Origin of the sequence: Blautia sp. AF19-13LB (assembly GCF_003479105.1) — a bacterium.
In the GTDB taxonomy this organism is placed as follows: domain Bacteria; phylum Bacillota; class Clostridia; order Lachnospirales; family Lachnospiraceae; genus Fusicatenibacter; species Fusicatenibacter saccharivorans.
This window is the reverse complement of the sequence record NZ_QUGO01000002.1, coordinates 13,691-27,575: the sequence shown is the minus strand read 5'-3', so window position 1 is coordinate 27,575 and position 13,885 is coordinate 13,691. Positions and strand designations below refer to the sequence as shown.

The 13,885-nt window shown below is 37.2% G+C and carries 16 protein-coding genes; all 16 read left to right on the top strand.

All coding sequences use genetic code 11. From position 1 onward, the window contains the following. Positions 1-402 precede the first annotated feature (402 nt). The 16 genes from DWX32_RS02365 (at position 403) to DWX32_RS02290 (ending at position 13,757) form a co-directional block, all read left to right on the top strand. A complete protein-coding gene (locus tag DWX32_RS02365) occupies positions 403-591 on the top strand; it encodes a transcriptional regulator (RefSeq protein WP_009247528.1) in 189 nt (62 codons plus the stop codon). Further along, a complete protein-coding gene (locus tag DWX32_RS02360) occupies positions 592-1,683 on the top strand; it encodes a site-specific integrase (RefSeq protein WP_009247527.1) in 1,092 nt (363 codons plus the stop codon). After that, positions 1,673-2,008, top strand: a complete 336-nt coding sequence (locus tag DWX32_RS02355; RefSeq protein WP_009247526.1) for a plasmid mobilization protein — start codon at positions 1,673-1,675, stop codon at positions 2,006-2,008. Before DWX32_RS02360 ends, DWX32_RS02355 begins: the two co-directional genes overlap by 11 nt. Beyond that, positions 1,998-3,152, top strand: coding sequence for an AAA family ATPase (locus tag DWX32_RS02350; protein ID WP_009247525.1), 1,155 nt, complete (start codon positions 1,998-2,000; stop codon positions 3,150-3,152). Before DWX32_RS02355 ends, DWX32_RS02350 begins: the two co-directional genes overlap by 11 nt. A gap of 355 nt (positions 3,153-3,507) precedes the next feature. After that, positions 3,508-4,647, top strand: a complete 1,140-nt coding sequence (locus tag DWX32_RS02345; protein WP_019190307.1) for a plasmid recombination protein — start codon at positions 3,508-3,510, stop codon at positions 4,645-4,647. 26 nt (positions 4,648-4,673) lie between these two features. Continuing rightward, the gene (locus DWX32_RS02340) at positions 4,674-5,051 is read left to right on the top strand and encodes a TnpV protein (protein WP_009247523.1); all 378 of its coding nucleotides are present in this window, start codon (positions 4,674-4,676) and stop codon (positions 5,049-5,051) included. Between the two features lie 453 nt (positions 5,052-5,504). After that, complete coding sequence (locus DWX32_RS02335; RefSeq protein WP_009247522.1) at positions 5,505-7,049, top strand: ATP-binding cassette domain-containing protein; 1,545 nt, start codon at positions 5,505-5,507, stop codon at positions 7,047-7,049. An 84-nt stretch (positions 7,050-7,133) separates the two neighbouring features. Further along, a complete protein-coding gene (locus DWX32_RS02330) occupies positions 7,134-7,631 on the top strand; it encodes a nucleotidyltransferase domain-containing protein (protein ID WP_009247521.1) in 498 nt (165 codons plus the stop codon). Between the two features lie 444 nt (positions 7,632-8,075). Then, on the top strand, positions 8,076-8,945 hold the full coding sequence (locus tag DWX32_RS02325) for a KilA-N domain-containing protein (protein WP_118659187.1): 870 nt from the start codon (positions 8,076-8,078) through the stop codon (positions 8,943-8,945). Positions 8,946-9,002: 57 nt separating this feature from the next. Then, positions 9,003-9,965 carry a ComEC/Rec2 family competence protein gene (locus DWX32_RS02320; protein ID WP_199671265.1) on the top strand — a complete coding sequence of 321 codons (963 nt, stop codon included), beginning with the start codon at positions 9,003-9,005 and terminating at the stop codon, positions 9,963-9,965. A gap of 14 nt (positions 9,966-9,979) precedes the next feature. Continuing rightward, positions 9,980-10,513 carry a hypothetical protein gene (locus DWX32_RS02315; protein ID WP_118659185.1) on the top strand — a complete coding sequence of 178 codons (534 nt, stop codon included), beginning with the start codon at positions 9,980-9,982 and terminating at the stop codon, positions 10,511-10,513. Between the two features lie 564 nt (positions 10,514-11,077). Then, positions 11,078-11,305: a hypothetical protein gene (locus tag DWX32_RS02310; RefSeq protein ID WP_008705329.1), complete on the top strand. Its 228-nt coding sequence runs from the start codon at positions 11,078-11,080 to the stop codon at positions 11,303-11,305. Next, on the top strand, positions 11,298-11,516 hold the full coding sequence (locus tag DWX32_RS02305; protein WP_055227196.1) for a hypothetical protein: 219 nt from the start codon (positions 11,298-11,300) through the stop codon (positions 11,514-11,516). Before DWX32_RS02310 ends, DWX32_RS02305 begins: the two co-directional genes overlap by 8 nt. After that, complete coding sequence (locus DWX32_RS20835) at positions 11,513-11,863, top strand: hypothetical protein (RefSeq protein ID WP_242856687.1); 351 nt, start codon at positions 11,513-11,515, stop codon at positions 11,861-11,863. The genes DWX32_RS02305 and DWX32_RS20835 overlap by 4 nt, the downstream gene beginning before the upstream one ends. Positions 11,864-12,078: 215 nt before the next feature. Next, positions 12,079-13,278, top strand: a complete 1,200-nt coding sequence (locus tag DWX32_RS02295) for a PucR family transcriptional regulator ligand-binding domain-containing protein (RefSeq protein WP_330421810.1) — start codon at positions 12,079-12,081, stop codon at positions 13,276-13,278. Further along, the gene (locus DWX32_RS02290; protein WP_158579541.1) at positions 13,275-13,757 is read left to right on the top strand and encodes a PucR family transcriptional regulator; all 483 of its coding nucleotides are present in this window, start codon (positions 13,275-13,277) and stop codon (positions 13,755-13,757) included. The genes DWX32_RS02295 and DWX32_RS02290 overlap by 4 nt, the downstream gene beginning before the upstream one ends. Positions 13,758-13,885: the final 128 nt, after the last annotated feature.

Sequence of the window (13,885 nt, the reverse complement as noted above, 5' to 3'; positions counted from 1 at the left end):
GTTTAGTGGAAGTCAAGAAAAACCGAAACAAAAATGTTTAATATTTTCTTTGCAACCACTTGACAATAGCAAATATGTTTAGTAAAATAAATTACGAATTAAACAAATATGCTTAATGCGACAACTGAATGACCGTCCGAAAAGCCAAACCGCCAAGACCTCGTCGGAGCAAGTTCCGTATCGTTCGCTTGTGTGCAAGCACAAAAGCTCATTCGCTGCACTGCTCCTCCTCTTCCCCAAAAGTCTCCGACTTTTCGGGAACCCCTATACGAGCGAGCGCCTGATGTACTGCGGTGCATTGGGACAGCACAGCGCCTGCCGACAAGCAGGAGTGCCTGTTGGAACTTTAACACGGAGAAAGCGGCAAGCAAAAAATTATTTTAAGAAAGGAAGAAAAAGGATATGGAAAACAGATTTATCCGAGCCGAAGATGTGGCTCAGGAACTAAACGTATCAAAACCTTATGCATATAAACTCATCAGACAATTAAATGAGGAATTGAAAGCAAAGGGCTTTATTACGATTGCAGGGCGTGTAAATCGCCAGTATTTTTACGAAAGGCTCTACGGAGCAGGAAAGGGGGAAATGTAAATGCCGGTATTTAAGAATGAAGATAACGGTACTTGGTATGTGATGGCAAGGTATGTGAACTGGAAAGGGGAACGCAAGCAGAAATGCAAGCGTGGCTTTGCTACCAAACGAGAAGCACAGGAATGGGAAAGAATGTTCAAATTGCAGACTTCTTCAGACCTTGATATGAGTTTTGAAGCCTTTACGGAGCTTTATATCAATGATGTGAAGAACCGTTTGAAGGAAAACACGTGGCTTACCAAAGAGCATATCATACGCACAAAGATACTTCCGTATTTCGGGAAACTGAAAATCAGCGAGATTTCCACAAAGGAGATTATTACTTGGCAGAATGAAATGCTTGCCTATCGTGATGAGAAGAAAAAGCCTTATTCACAGACGTATCTGAAAACGCTGCACAATCAGTTGTCCGCCATTTTCAATCACGCTGTCCGCTACTATGAACTGCGTTCCAATCCTGCGGCAAAGGTGGGAAATATGGGACGTGAGGAACACAAGGAAATGCTGTTCTGGACAAAGGAAGAATACAAGAAATTCTCTTTTGAGATGATGGACAAGCCTGTTTCCTTTTATGCGTTTGAAATGCTTTACTGGTGCGGTATCCGAGAGGGCGAGCTGTTAGCTTTGACTCCGGCAGATTTCAACTTTGATAAGGAAACAGTCACAATCAATAAATCCTATCAGCGTTTGAAAGGGCAGGATGTGATTACTTCTCCGAAAACGAAAAAGAGCAACCGCACGATTAAAATGCCGAAGTTTCTGTGTGAGGAAATGAAAGAATATCTCGGTATGCTTTACGGATTGAAGAAGAAAGACCGTATCTTTACGGTGACGAAAAGCTATCTTCATCACGAGATGGACAGAGGGGCAAAGGCGGCAGGCGTGAAGCGTATCCGCATTCACGATCTCCGTCACAGCCACATTTCACTCTTGATTGATATGGGCTTTTCTGCGGTGGCGATTGCTGACCGAGTTGGTCACGAAAGTATTGATATTACTTATCAGTACGCACACCTCTTTCCGTCAAAGCAGATTGAGATGGCAGAAAAATTAGATGATTTAGGGAAAGGAGATTTTGAAAATGTCAGCTAAGAACAGAGATAACAAAAATCGTTGGAGGAATATCACAGTAGGGTTTCGAGTATCGCCCGAAGAAAACGAACTCATTAACAGAGCTGTAGCTCTATCAGGATTGCCAAAACAGGAGTATTGTTACCGCCGTTGCTTAAATCAGGATGTGGTGGTACAGGGCAATCCGAGAGTGTATAAGGCGTTGAAAACGGAATTTGCCACAGTCCTTGCGGAACTGAAAAGGATTGAAGCAGGAAAAGGTGTGGATGATGAACTGCTGAGTGTAATAGAACTGATTTCCATTATTCTCGGCGGTTTGAAAGGAGAGGATGCGAATGGAGAATAAAAAAGAAATGACTATTCCAAATGTATCTGCGGCAACAGATGCGGAACAGTCACTTTCCAAATGTACTGACAATAGTATAGTCAATCAGGATACGGATTTCAAGGGGTACGAGCAATCTTTTGAAGAAATGCAAAGGGAAATACTCAGACAGTTAGACCCTTCCTATCTGAAAACAGTATCAATGACAACGCTGTATGATACGGTGTTTGAGGTTCAGACACCACTTATCGACGGTCTGCTCCAAAGGGGAACTTACCTTTTCGTAGGTTCCCCGAAAGTGGGAAAGAGCTTTATGATGGCACAGCTTGCCTATCATATCAGCACAGGCACACCGCTTTGGGAGTATAAGGTGCGTAAGGCAACGGTGCTTTATTTTGCCCTTGAAGATGATTACCCACGTTTGCAGAAGCGATTGTTTCAGATGTTCGGTGCAAAGGAGACAGGCAATCTGTATTTCGCAACGGAATGTAAAACGGTCAATGGCGGACTGGAAGAACAGATAAGAGGGTTTATGAGGGAACACCCAGACACAGGCTTGATTATCATAGACACCTTAAAGCGTGTGCGTGAAGCAGGCGGAGCAGATTACAGCTACGCAAGTGATTATGATGTTGTGGCAAGGCTGAAAGCGTTGGCAGACAGTTACAAGGTTTCAATGCTTATTGTTCATCATACACGCAAACAAAAATCGGAAGATATATTCGATATGATTTCAGGCACGAATGGTCTGATGGGTGCGGCAGACGGTGCATTTGTTCTCAGTAAGGACAAGCGTACTTCCAACAATGCCACACTTGATGTTGCTGGCAGAGACCAGCAGGATATGAAAATCCATCTTGTAAGGGACAGCGAGCGATTGGTGTGGAACTTTGCAAAATCGGAAACGGAGATGTGGAAAGAACCGCCCGAACCTCTGCTTGAGAAGATAGCGGATACGCTCTTTTCGGAAAGTGACAGATGGGAAGGAACTGCTTCGGAACTTTGCGAAAGGCTTGCGGTGGATATAAAGCCGAATGTACTTTCTTTAAGGCTCAGTATCAACGCAAGCAGGCTGTTTCGTGATTACGGTATCCGTTATCAGAACAGCCGCACACACGACGGAAGAAAGGTTTCACTTTGGAAAGAAACCGAGCAGACGGCGTGACAAACGGTGTCAAAGGTGTCAATGTTTTTGAGAGCAGCACGCTGTGAAAAACATTGTCACCATCGTCACACTTTGACACCGGATAAAGTTTAGGGGAGTGTGCAGAGAGTGCCTTTTCAAAGGCGGCTCTTTGGTCTCGCCTGCTGGCTCGGTCGGTTCGCAGGCGTGTGTGCCACCGGCACACGCTCACCCCTCGGAGAGCCTTCGGAGAACGCAAAACCTGTTTACAGGTCGCATTTTTGATGGGTGTACCCGTCAAAAGTGCTTTTGCGTTACTTTTGACAAAAGTAACAAAACCTGAGAATGTTGAAATTTACAGATGGGAGATGAAAAAATGCAGAGAACGATAAGTGCAATGGTCGGTAAAGGCTCGGTCAATCACAATAGCCGAAAGTTCCGAGCAGAAAATGTAGACGGAACTCGTACTCATCTCAATATCGACTACTGCAATGAAAATATAAAGACAGTTTATCACGAATTGTTTGATGAAGCATTGGAAAGATACAATGCCAAGCAGATAAGGTCAGACCGAAAGATAAAAGATTATTATGAAAAAATCCGAAGTTCCAAGCAGGAAAAACCGTTCCACGAAATCATTTTACAGGTGGGCGGTAAGGGAAATATGAACGCCGATACGGAAAACGGAGAACTGGCAAAGCAGATTTTAGATGAATACTATCAGGGTTTTCAGGAGCGAAATCCACAGCTTCGGGTGTTCTCGGCTCATCTGCATATGGATGAAGCTACACCACATCTGCACATAGATTTTGTACCTTTTACCACAGGCAGCAAGCGTGGACTTGATACAAGAGTGTCACTAAAGCAGGCTCTTGCAACGCAAGGTTTTAAGGGCGGCAGTCGTGGCGATACGGAGTGGTCGCAATGGATACAGTCCGAAAAAGAACAGCTTGCGGCGGTGATGGAACGTTATGGGATTGAGTGGGAACATTTAGGCACACACGAAAAACATCTTTCTGTTTTGGATTATAAAAAGCAGGAAAGAGAAAAAGAAGTGGCGGCATTAGGTGCGAAAATCGAGCAGAAACAGATTGAATTTGATGTGTTGTCGGAACGAGTATTGAACTATGATAAGGCAAAAGACGAGCTGTCAAATCTTGAAATAGAGCTTGATACTGCACCGAAATATCAGTTGCCAGAACCAGAGAAATTTATGACTGCAAAGGCATATAAAACCAAAATGGCAGAGCCGGTTGTAAGGAAATTGAAGCAACTTGTCAAAACGGTGCTTGCCCGCTGCTTTGAGGGGTGGGACAACTATCATAGGCTGAATACAGCGAATGCACAGTTATACCGCACCAATCAGCGTTTGGAGAAAGTCAATGAAAGATTGACCGAAGAAAACAAAATCCTAAAAGCAGAAAATAAAGATTACAGCCTGCTCCGTAAGGTTTTTGGTCGCAAACAGATAGATGATTTGTTGGAGCAGGCAAGAACAGTTAAAGGTCGCAAGCGTGATAATACACGATCACGATAGACAAAAATCACAGGAGGAAAAGGAAAATGACAAAGACAATTTTTGAAGAAATGGGCGGAACTTATAGACAGGTGGGTGATTATTTATTGCCGAACATCACAGTACCAGCCGAAGAAGAAATAGAGCCGATTGGTTTATGGGGGAAACGACATGCAAGGCATTTAAAGGAACACTATAAAGTGTTATATATGAACCTGCTGACAAGCGGAAAGCTGCATAGTTATCTTGCAGAAGTCGATAAGCAAGCAGAGGATATGTTTCTTCGACTGGTAAAGGAATATGCCGACAGACAAGATGTGACGGAACAATTAAAGAAAGATAATCCCTACGAATGGATTGGAAGAATGAATAATATTCAGGCTTGTGTGAGGGAAGTTGTAGGAACGGAGTTGATTTACACATAAGCGTTTTACGGTATGGTGCTCCTGCGTTTGCTGGAGTGCTGTGGTTGTGGTTGTAAAGAGGTTGTGAAAGATTGAATTTCGTAATGGTTGGATGTATAATTAGGAAGTGAAAATTTTAATTTGCACTTCCATAAGGTGAAATGTATTGACACAAAAAATACAGTATGATAGTATTGCCATTAGAAGAAAGAAAGGCACATTTTGTGTAAGGTGAGGAAATGATTAATAGATAATTTGATTTAAGTAAGACACATATAGTTATTGAGCCTGTAGAGAATAGGTTTGTTTTGTGTACGCTTAAGTTGGATTATCGCAAGAGGCATTTCCTTTGTTTTCCTTTTGGAAAAGAAATAAGGGGCTATTTAGCGAGTCTATTTTTGCGTATGCAAAAAAGACTCGTTTTTGTGTGTTCAAAATAATAATTGGCTCAGACTTCGAAAAGGAGAAACTTTAATGTTGCAGATAAAAAAATTAAATTTAACACATAAAAAAGACCTGAGAATAATTCTTAATGATTTCAACCTTGTGCTAAATGATGGAGATAAGGCAGTTATTATTGGAGAAGAGGGAAATGGGAAATCGACATTAATGAAGTGGATATACAATCCGTCGCTTGTAGAAAACTATATAGAAGCAGATGGGGAAAGGATAATGGGACACGAACGTCTTGGTTATCTTCCGCAGGAGATGCTCGATGAAGATAAGGAAAAAACAATATACGAATATTTTTCTGAAGAGGAAATATTCTGGGAGAAAACGCCTAAAGAATTGTCTGTTATTGCGGGAAAATTTGGAATGAAAAATGATTTTTTCTACAGTAACCAGACAATGGGTAGTCTTTCAGGAGGCGAAAAAGTCAAGACACAACTTATGAGGCTTTTCATTCGCGATGTTTCTGTGCTGTTGTTGGACGAACCTTCCAATGACATCGACATTGCGACGCTTACATTACTGGAAAAAATCATAAATGACTGGAAGCACATTGTGCTTTTTATTTCACACGATGAAACGCTGATAGAGCGTACTGCCAACATGGTGATACATATCGAGCAGATTATACGAAAAACAAAGGCGAGATATACCGTGGCAAAGCTTCCCTATAGACGCTATGTGGAAGAACGGCTTCATAAATTTGAAATCCAAAAACAGCGGGCACTGAGTGACCGTAGGGAGAAAAAGATTCGCGATGAAAAATATCAAAGAGTTATGCAGAGTGTACAAGGTGCATTAAGAAGTTGTACCAGACAAGCACCGTCTGTTGCCAAAAACTTAAAGGACAAAATGCATACGGTTAAGGCAATGGAACGAAGATTTGAAAAAGAAGATGAAAATATGACTCAGATGCCGGAACAGGAAGAAGCAATCTTTGTCAAATTAGGGGATGAAAACTCACACATTCCCGCAGGAAAAACGGTCATAGAATATGAACTTTCAAAGCTTGTGACTCCGGATGGCAAAAGAATTTTAGCAGAAGGAATTCATTTAAAAATAAAAGGTTCAGAAAAAATCTGTATGATAGGAGCCAACGGGGCAGGAAAAACGACTCTTCTAAAAAAGATAGCGGAAGAACTCCTAAATCGGAATGACATTAAAGCAGAATATATGCCTCAAACTTATGAAGACCTGCTGGATTTGGATGTTACACCGGTTGATTACCTTGATAAAACAGGAGATAAAGAAGAGCGTACAAGAATTAGAACATACCTTGGTTCACTTAAATACACACCAGATGAAATGGAGCATCCGATTCGGGAGTTATCAGGCGGACAAAAGGCGAAAGTGCTTCTCTTGAGGATGAGCTTAAGTGGTGCAAATGTTCTTATTCTGGATGAACCGACAAGAAATTTTTCACCATTGTCCGGTCCGGTAATAAGAAAAATGCTCCGAGAATTTCCGGGGGCTGTCATTAGCATTTCTCACGATAGAAAGTATATTGAAGAGGTGTGCGATAAAATATATCAGCTAAATCCTAATGGATTACAGCTAATTGGTGATTGATAACAAAAAGGATGAAAGACTGACAAATTTCAGGCTTTTAGTGAGTTGGAAAGCATACAAAGATTTGAATTTGGAGGATAGATTATGGTACGTACAGAAGATGCATGTGAAATTATAAAATATGCTTTGCAAAACGAAATTAAAGTATATTTAGATGGCGGATGGGGTGTTGATGCACTTCTTAAAAGAGAATCAAGAATACACAATGATATTGATTTGTTTGTTGAACTGAAACATTATCATGATTATATTTATGTGATTAAGCAGCATGGATTTGAGGAAGTAAATACTGATTATACAACGGATGGTCATACTGTCTGGAAAGATGATAAACAAAGAATCATTGATTTACATTGTTTTGAATTTACAGATGACGGAATTGTTTATGAGGGAGATATATTTCCATCAAAAACTTTTTCCGGTATTGGAAAAGTTGGAGATATAACTGTTTCTTGTATTGAACCATTGAGTCAGGTAATGCTTCATTTGGGATATGAACACGATAAAAATGATGTGCATGATGTGATGCTGTTGTGTGAAACATTTCAAATAGCAATACCAGATGAATATAAGGAAAAGTAAAATTTCAGTTTTGTGTTGAATCTCTAAGCAAAATAGCTTATAATTTGACATGCTACATATAGTTATTATCCACAGTTATCGAGTAGGTGTTATCAATGCCGATAACAAAATGATAACATTAGCTCGTATAGGCAGGATAATATGGATATATCAAATAATCAAAAGAACGAGAAACATTACAGAGAATAATTCCTAAACAAAAAGCGTTAGTCTTTGTAGAGTTTGAATAATTAAAATTCTATATGGGTTATTTTAGATGACAGGCAGTCTATGAGATTGCCTGTTGTTTTTCTATTAGGCTGTATTTTAAGGAAATAGACATTGAAATTCGTTATCAACGTAAAATTTTAACTGTGGATTTATTTATGAAATGGTGTGTGATATACTTGTAGCACAAGTGTAAAGCATATTTGAAAAATAGAATGGGAGGGGTGAAGAGAAAATATGAAGAATATGAAAATAGATGCCAATGGGACAGAAATCAGAGTGATGGGCGATGTTGTTAATGAAGATGCATATATTTCTCTTACAGATATTGCCAAGTATAAAAATCCGGATAATGCTTTTATTGTAGTTGCCAATTGGATGCGTAACCATTCTACAATTTCATTCTTAGGATTGTGGGAACAGATTCACAATCCTAATTTTAAACCTATCGAATTCGATAGGTTTAAAGCAGAGTCGGGAGATAATGCTTTTACATTGACACCACAACAGTGGATAAAAGCAACAGATGCAATCGGTATCGTATCAAAATCAGGACGATATGGCGGTACTTATGCACATACAGATATTGCTTTTGAGTTTGCTTCATGGATTTCACCGGAGTTTAAGCTTTATATCATCAAAGATTATCAGCGATTAAAGAAAGATGAAGCAGATCGGTTAGCGATTGGCTGGGATGTAAAGAGAGAACTTTCAAAAATAAACTATCGTATCCACACAGATGCAGTAAAAGAATTTTTGATAACTCCCACATTATCTCCGCAGGAAATGGCATATACATATGCGTCAGAAGCAGATATTCTAAATATGGCTTTGTTTGGAAAAACAGCAGCACAATGGAGAAGTGAAAAAGGAATAAAGGGGAAAACTCCTAATATCAGAGATTTTGCTTCAGCAGAAGAATTGGTTGTGCTTATCAATCTGGAAGATACAAATGCAGATTTGATAAGACAGGAAGTGCCTAAAATTGAACGACTAAAGATATTACGAGAAAAAGCATATCGGCAGCTTGAAATTCTTAAAAAGAATCAGGAAGCGATTGTAGCATTGCAACAAAATCTAATTAAAAATTCAGAAAAAAGTAATTAAGTGGTAGAGAAATTATAGTATAATTTAAAAGGTTAGATGAATATAAGAGAGGCATATATGGGAATTGTACATTTTTTAAACGTAAATGAAGGCGATTGTATTTGGATAGAACATCCATCTGAACATAATACCATAATTGATATATCCAATGGACAAGAAGTAACTAATATATTTGAAAGTGCATCATCGGCTGGAAATCATAATCAAAAAAACTATCCTGTAAATCCGATTGAGTATCTGAAAGATAGAAATGTAAGCACAATTTTCAGATTTGTTTTGACACATCCAGATATGGATCATATGGATGGAATTAAAGATTTGTTTGAAACATTTGAAGTTTTGAATTTTTGGGATACTGAAAATGCGAAAGTGATGGACGATAATACGTCTTGGGGAAGATATGATAAAGCAGATTGGGATTTTTATCAAGAGATCAGAACATCTTTGTCATCTCCTAAGGTTTTGAATTTGTATGCAGGACAAAAAGGAAAATATTATAACCAAACAGAAGATGGTAAATCAGGAGCAGATGGATTATATTTGCTTGCACCTACAACCGATTTGGTAGCAGAGGCAAATAAATCAAAAGATTATAATGATTGTTCATATGTTATTTTATATAGAACAGGAAATAATAAAAAGATCATATTTGCTGGAGATTCAGCTGAAAAAACATGGAATTATATTTTGGAGAATCATGAGGAAGATGTAAAAGATGTTGATATTTTGATAGCGCCGCATCATGGTCGAAAAACAGGGGGGGATGATGAGTATTTAGATGTATTAAATCCTAAATTAACATTATTTGGAAATGCAAAGAGTGAATATTTGGATTACTCATCTTGGAATAATAGAGGCTTAGATCATATTACAAATAATCAGGCAAACTGCATTATTATTAATACCAATGGTGAATCTGGAATGGATGTATATGTGACATATAAAGTATTTGCTAAAAAACGTAATCCTGATACTTTTTATGATGAAACATATGGTGGCTGGTATATAATGACTATATAAGGGGGGATAATACTATGGAAGAAATATTAGCACAGATAGTTGAGAAAATCTCGTCATATAACATTGTCAATAATTTGTATCCAGGAATATTATTTGTCTATGTATTAAAAATTATGTTTGGAACAAATTTATTATCGAATAATTGGTTTGAGAATTTGATTGTATTTTATTTTGTTGGTATGGTGTTGAGCCGGATAGGATCAATCATAATTGAGCCGGTAATGAAAAAAATTAGGATAATAAAATATGCACCTTATCAGGACTATGTGAAGGCAAGCGGTATTGACCCTTTAGTGGACACATTGTCAGAAACTAACAATACATATAGAACATTGTTATCTACATTTATTTGTGCATTTGTGTATAAATTGGGGGCTTCCATTAATGAAGTATGTCTAAAAAATAAAATTACTTTTTTACAAGAAAATAAGGATTGGATTCTCTTGATCTTATTGATTTTATTGTTTGTTTTCTCCTATGTTAAACAAACATCTTATGTGCGAAAAAGAGTGGAGTCTGTATTAAAAAGAAAAAATATTAACAATTAGTGAAAAGTTTATTATCCACAGTTACGGAGTAGTGTTATCAATACCGATAACAAACTGATAACATTAGCTCGTATAGGCAGGATAATATGGATAAATCAAGTAATTGAAAGAAAAACGAACACGGCAACAAATAATCTCTAAACAAACTTGATTAGTGATTGTCGAGTTTGAGTAGCGGACTAAATTGCGAAAAAGCCCATAAATAAAGGCTTTGCGGGCTGTCTGGATGTTCCAGTGGAGTGCAAATGGAGTTAAAAAATATTTTTTTTCTTTGTTTTCTTTCCGGAGTTATCTGAGATTTTCGCAAAAAGTAACTATGCTCAGAAAATATAATTAGTGTGAATATGAAGAACAGTTTGTTTTGATGGAAATATTTTCCGTCAGGGCAGACTGTTTTTTTATACCCTTTTTCAATGATATAAACTCCATGATTCAGAGATAACACATATGGAAACTGTAAAATTAAAATAATTTGCTAAATTTCGGAAAATGATGTCCGATTTTGCATCTGCCAGTACAGAGTATATGAAGAGATAAATATTCAAAATACAGGAGGTACTGATTATGCAGAACAAATTATTTTTAAAGGCAGCTGATATATGTGAACTTCTGGAGGTGAAACAGACATCGGCTTATGAGATCATTGGCAATCTGAATAAGGAGCTGGAAGAACAGGGATATTTGACGCTTAGAGGAAAAGTTCCGACAAAGTATTTTGTGAAGCGTTTCTACGGGGTAGAAGATACCTGTGAGATTCCACAGGAAGAAGGAAAGGAATGGTTTCATGCGTAAAAGAAAAATGTATTTATCAGTGGAAGACATTGCCGAACTCTTTGAGTTATCAGTTTCTTTTGCTTACCGGGTGGTGGAAAGAATGAATGCTGATCTGGCAAGTAAGAACTATTATGTGATTCTCGGTCGGGTGCCAACCCGTTATGTAGAGGACAAGATTTATGGTCTGGAACATGTTGAGCAATATTTGAAGGAGGATAAAGCGATATGAGTATAGTGCAGGAAAAAATGTATATGGATGTGGATGATGTGTGGGCAATTCTTGGTGTTTCTAAAGCGTATGCCTACAATTTGATGCGAGAGTACAACAAGGAGTTGAAAGCAAACGATCAGATGTATATGTACAGACAAAGCCCAAGAGCAGATGAGCGAGTAACAAGTACCGAAGCGAATGCAGTGGTTAAGGATGCAGGAAAGACAGATAGAAAAACGGCACAGCAGAAGCAGATGGTAGATGGAAAAGATAAGAAATTATCCATTCATGAACGGCTTGAAATCAATAAGAAGATTATTCAAGAAAAACAGGGAAAAGATAAGCCGGAGAGAGGAGCTGATTGAGGTGTGAGATAAACAGGGGTGCTAGAATAGCGGATACCAGGCTACTAATGAAGGTGTGGGAAGTTGATTCCTGCATCTTTTTTTAGTGTATAAATAAAGTTTTGCTGTATTTATTTGCGAAAATACAGATTACTTAAGGTGGAAAATAATATTACTTTTTGCTATAATACCGCTATATCATTGGCAGATGTTTAGGTTTTAGATAAACATATACTATAAAATACGGAGGTACAACACGAATTGGATACACAATAAAAAATTTTATTGACTCAAACAAATTCCCAGGGATGAAATTAATTAGTGACAATTCAGGAATCAATAGAGAAATAAGAGGAGTTCGAATTATTGTAGCTCCCAACATGGAAAATTTTCTGGGGGGGGGTGAGTTGCTCCTAACTTCTTTGCCCGCTTATGAAAAACTAGATGATCATATGATGGTAAGTCACTTAAATGAATTAAATAAAAAGCAGATAAGTGGATTTATTGTGAAAAGAAAGCAGAATACAGCTCATTTAAATAAGTTGTTTGAAACTTTGGTATGTTTTTGTGAAGAACACAATATACCTGTTTTGGAACTTCCACAGGATATCAGTTACTGGTTGGTTATTAAGTATGTACTATCTCAAATATGTAGTAATATCGTAGTTGCAAAATTTATTTATTCTAAATTAACTCGAGATGAAATCAGTCAGTATTTTGCTGGAAGAGCTATTAGAGAGAAAGCAATAGAGAAATTGATTTGTGGTCTGGAAACTATGCTTGGAAATCCTGTTGCTTTGTATGACGCACAATTTCATAATATGTATTCAAGTACATCAGAACCAATTGAATTAAAAATTTTAAAGGATAGCCCAAAATATGTGCCTAATATCATTACGCAGCTTGAATATATACGTCAAAAAAGAAATAATGTTGAATATATAAAAGAAATCGACATTTTCGGTCAGAGTAAGTATTATTTGCTAATATCAGAGATAAACGAACCATTAATGGAATTAGATTTTATAACATTAGAGGGGGCAGTTTCAGCTTTATTATATTTTTTAATTCAAAATGAAACGGTAAAGAGTATTGAAAAGAAATATCATAGAGATTTAGAATATCGAATGCTAAATGGATCGCTGTCAGAATCAGAGAAAGAGGATGTTGCAAATCTGCTTGATCTTAATGCAACAGATGAATATCGGGTTATCACATTTTATTTGAAATCTGGAAACAATAAAGAAAATTTCAGTGCTGAACAAAGAAAAGAGACAAAGATTGTAGAAAAAGCAGTTTTAAAATTTCTACCTAAAGAGTATATTTTTTGTAATACAAATCGAATCATATATATTCACAAGGAAAATAAAAAGAAGGAAAACGGGAATTTCGAAGAAAGCTGGAAAAATTTCAAAAAGAAACGCAAGATCAATTGACAGATAGAAAAGAACAATTTGAATTCCTGATTGGGATAGGAAAAAGTGTTAAAGGTTATCATGATTTGAAAGATTCTTTTGAAGATTCTAAAACTGCAATAGAATACATTGATGTCATTAGAAAGATAACAGGTGATATACAGAAGTCAGTAGTGGATTGTTCAAAATTAGGATTCTTTCATGTTTTTACAAATATTAAGGATGAAAAGCAATTAAGAACATATATACCAGATACAGTCCATGAGATTCATCAGTATGATGTTCAGAAAAATGGAGAACTGATTGATACGCTGGAATGCTATTTGAATCATAAACAAAGTATTCGAAAAACTTCAGAGTTAATGTGCGTGCATGCTCGAACAGTTTCATACCGTTTGCAGAAAATAGTAGAATTGACAGGAATGGATTTTGACAATGTGGCTGAGATATTAGCTGTTCGAAACGGAATTATAATATTAAAAATATTGGAATTGTTATAAAAGATAACGAATCACATGGTTAGTGTGGTTCGTTTTTCTTTTTGGAAAAATTCATATAATGGAACACTTCTTGCAAAATACACACACCATATTTGCAAATTTTGTGCATTATAAAAAATAGAAAGAAC

Excerpts from the sequence above, each read along its gene's own strand:
- DWX32_RS02335 (WP_009247522.1), top strand. The coding sequence starts at position 5,505 with ATGTTGCAGATAAAAAAATTAAATTTAACACATAAAAAAGACCTGAGA.
- DWX32_RS02355 (WP_009247526.1), top strand. The coding sequence starts at position 1,673 with ATGTCAGCTAAGAACAGAGATAACAAAAATCGTTGGAGGAATATCACA.
- DWX32_RS20835 (WP_242856687.1), top strand. The coding sequence starts at position 11,513 with ATGAGTATAGTGCAGGAAAAAATGTATATGGATGTGGATGATGTGTGG.
- DWX32_RS02350 (WP_009247525.1), top strand. The coding sequence starts at position 1,998 with ATGGAGAATAAAAAAGAAATGACTATTCCAAATGTATCTGCGGCAACA.
- DWX32_RS02325 (WP_118659187.1), top strand. The coding sequence starts at position 8,076 with ATGAAGAATATGAAAATAGATGCCAATGGGACAGAAATCAGAGTGATG.
- DWX32_RS02315 (WP_118659185.1), top strand. The coding sequence starts at position 9,980 with ATGGAAGAAATATTAGCACAGATAGTTGAGAAAATCTCGTCATATAAC.
- DWX32_RS02305 (WP_055227196.1), top strand. The coding sequence starts at position 11,298 with ATGCGTAAAAGAAAAATGTATTTATCAGTGGAAGACATTGCCGAACTC.
- DWX32_RS02330 (WP_009247521.1), top strand. The coding sequence starts at position 7,134 with ATGGTACGTACAGAAGATGCATGTGAAATTATAAAATATGCTTTGCAA.
- DWX32_RS02320 (WP_199671265.1), top strand. The coding sequence starts at position 9,003 with ATGGGAATTGTACATTTTTTAAACGTAAATGAAGGCGATTGTATTTGG.
- DWX32_RS02365 (WP_009247528.1), top strand. The coding sequence starts at position 403 with ATGGAAAACAGATTTATCCGAGCCGAAGATGTGGCTCAGGAACTAAAC.
- DWX32_RS02310 (WP_008705329.1), top strand. The coding sequence starts at position 11,078 with ATGCAGAACAAATTATTTTTAAAGGCAGCTGATATATGTGAACTTCTG.
- DWX32_RS02360 (WP_009247527.1), top strand. The coding sequence starts at position 592 with ATGCCGGTATTTAAGAATGAAGATAACGGTACTTGGTATGTGATGGCA.
- DWX32_RS02345 (WP_019190307.1), top strand. The coding sequence starts at position 3,508 with ATGGTCGGTAAAGGCTCGGTCAATCACAATAGCCGAAAGTTCCGAGCA.
- DWX32_RS02340 (WP_009247523.1), top strand. The coding sequence starts at position 4,674 with ATGACAAAGACAATTTTTGAAGAAATGGGCGGAACTTATAGACAGGTG.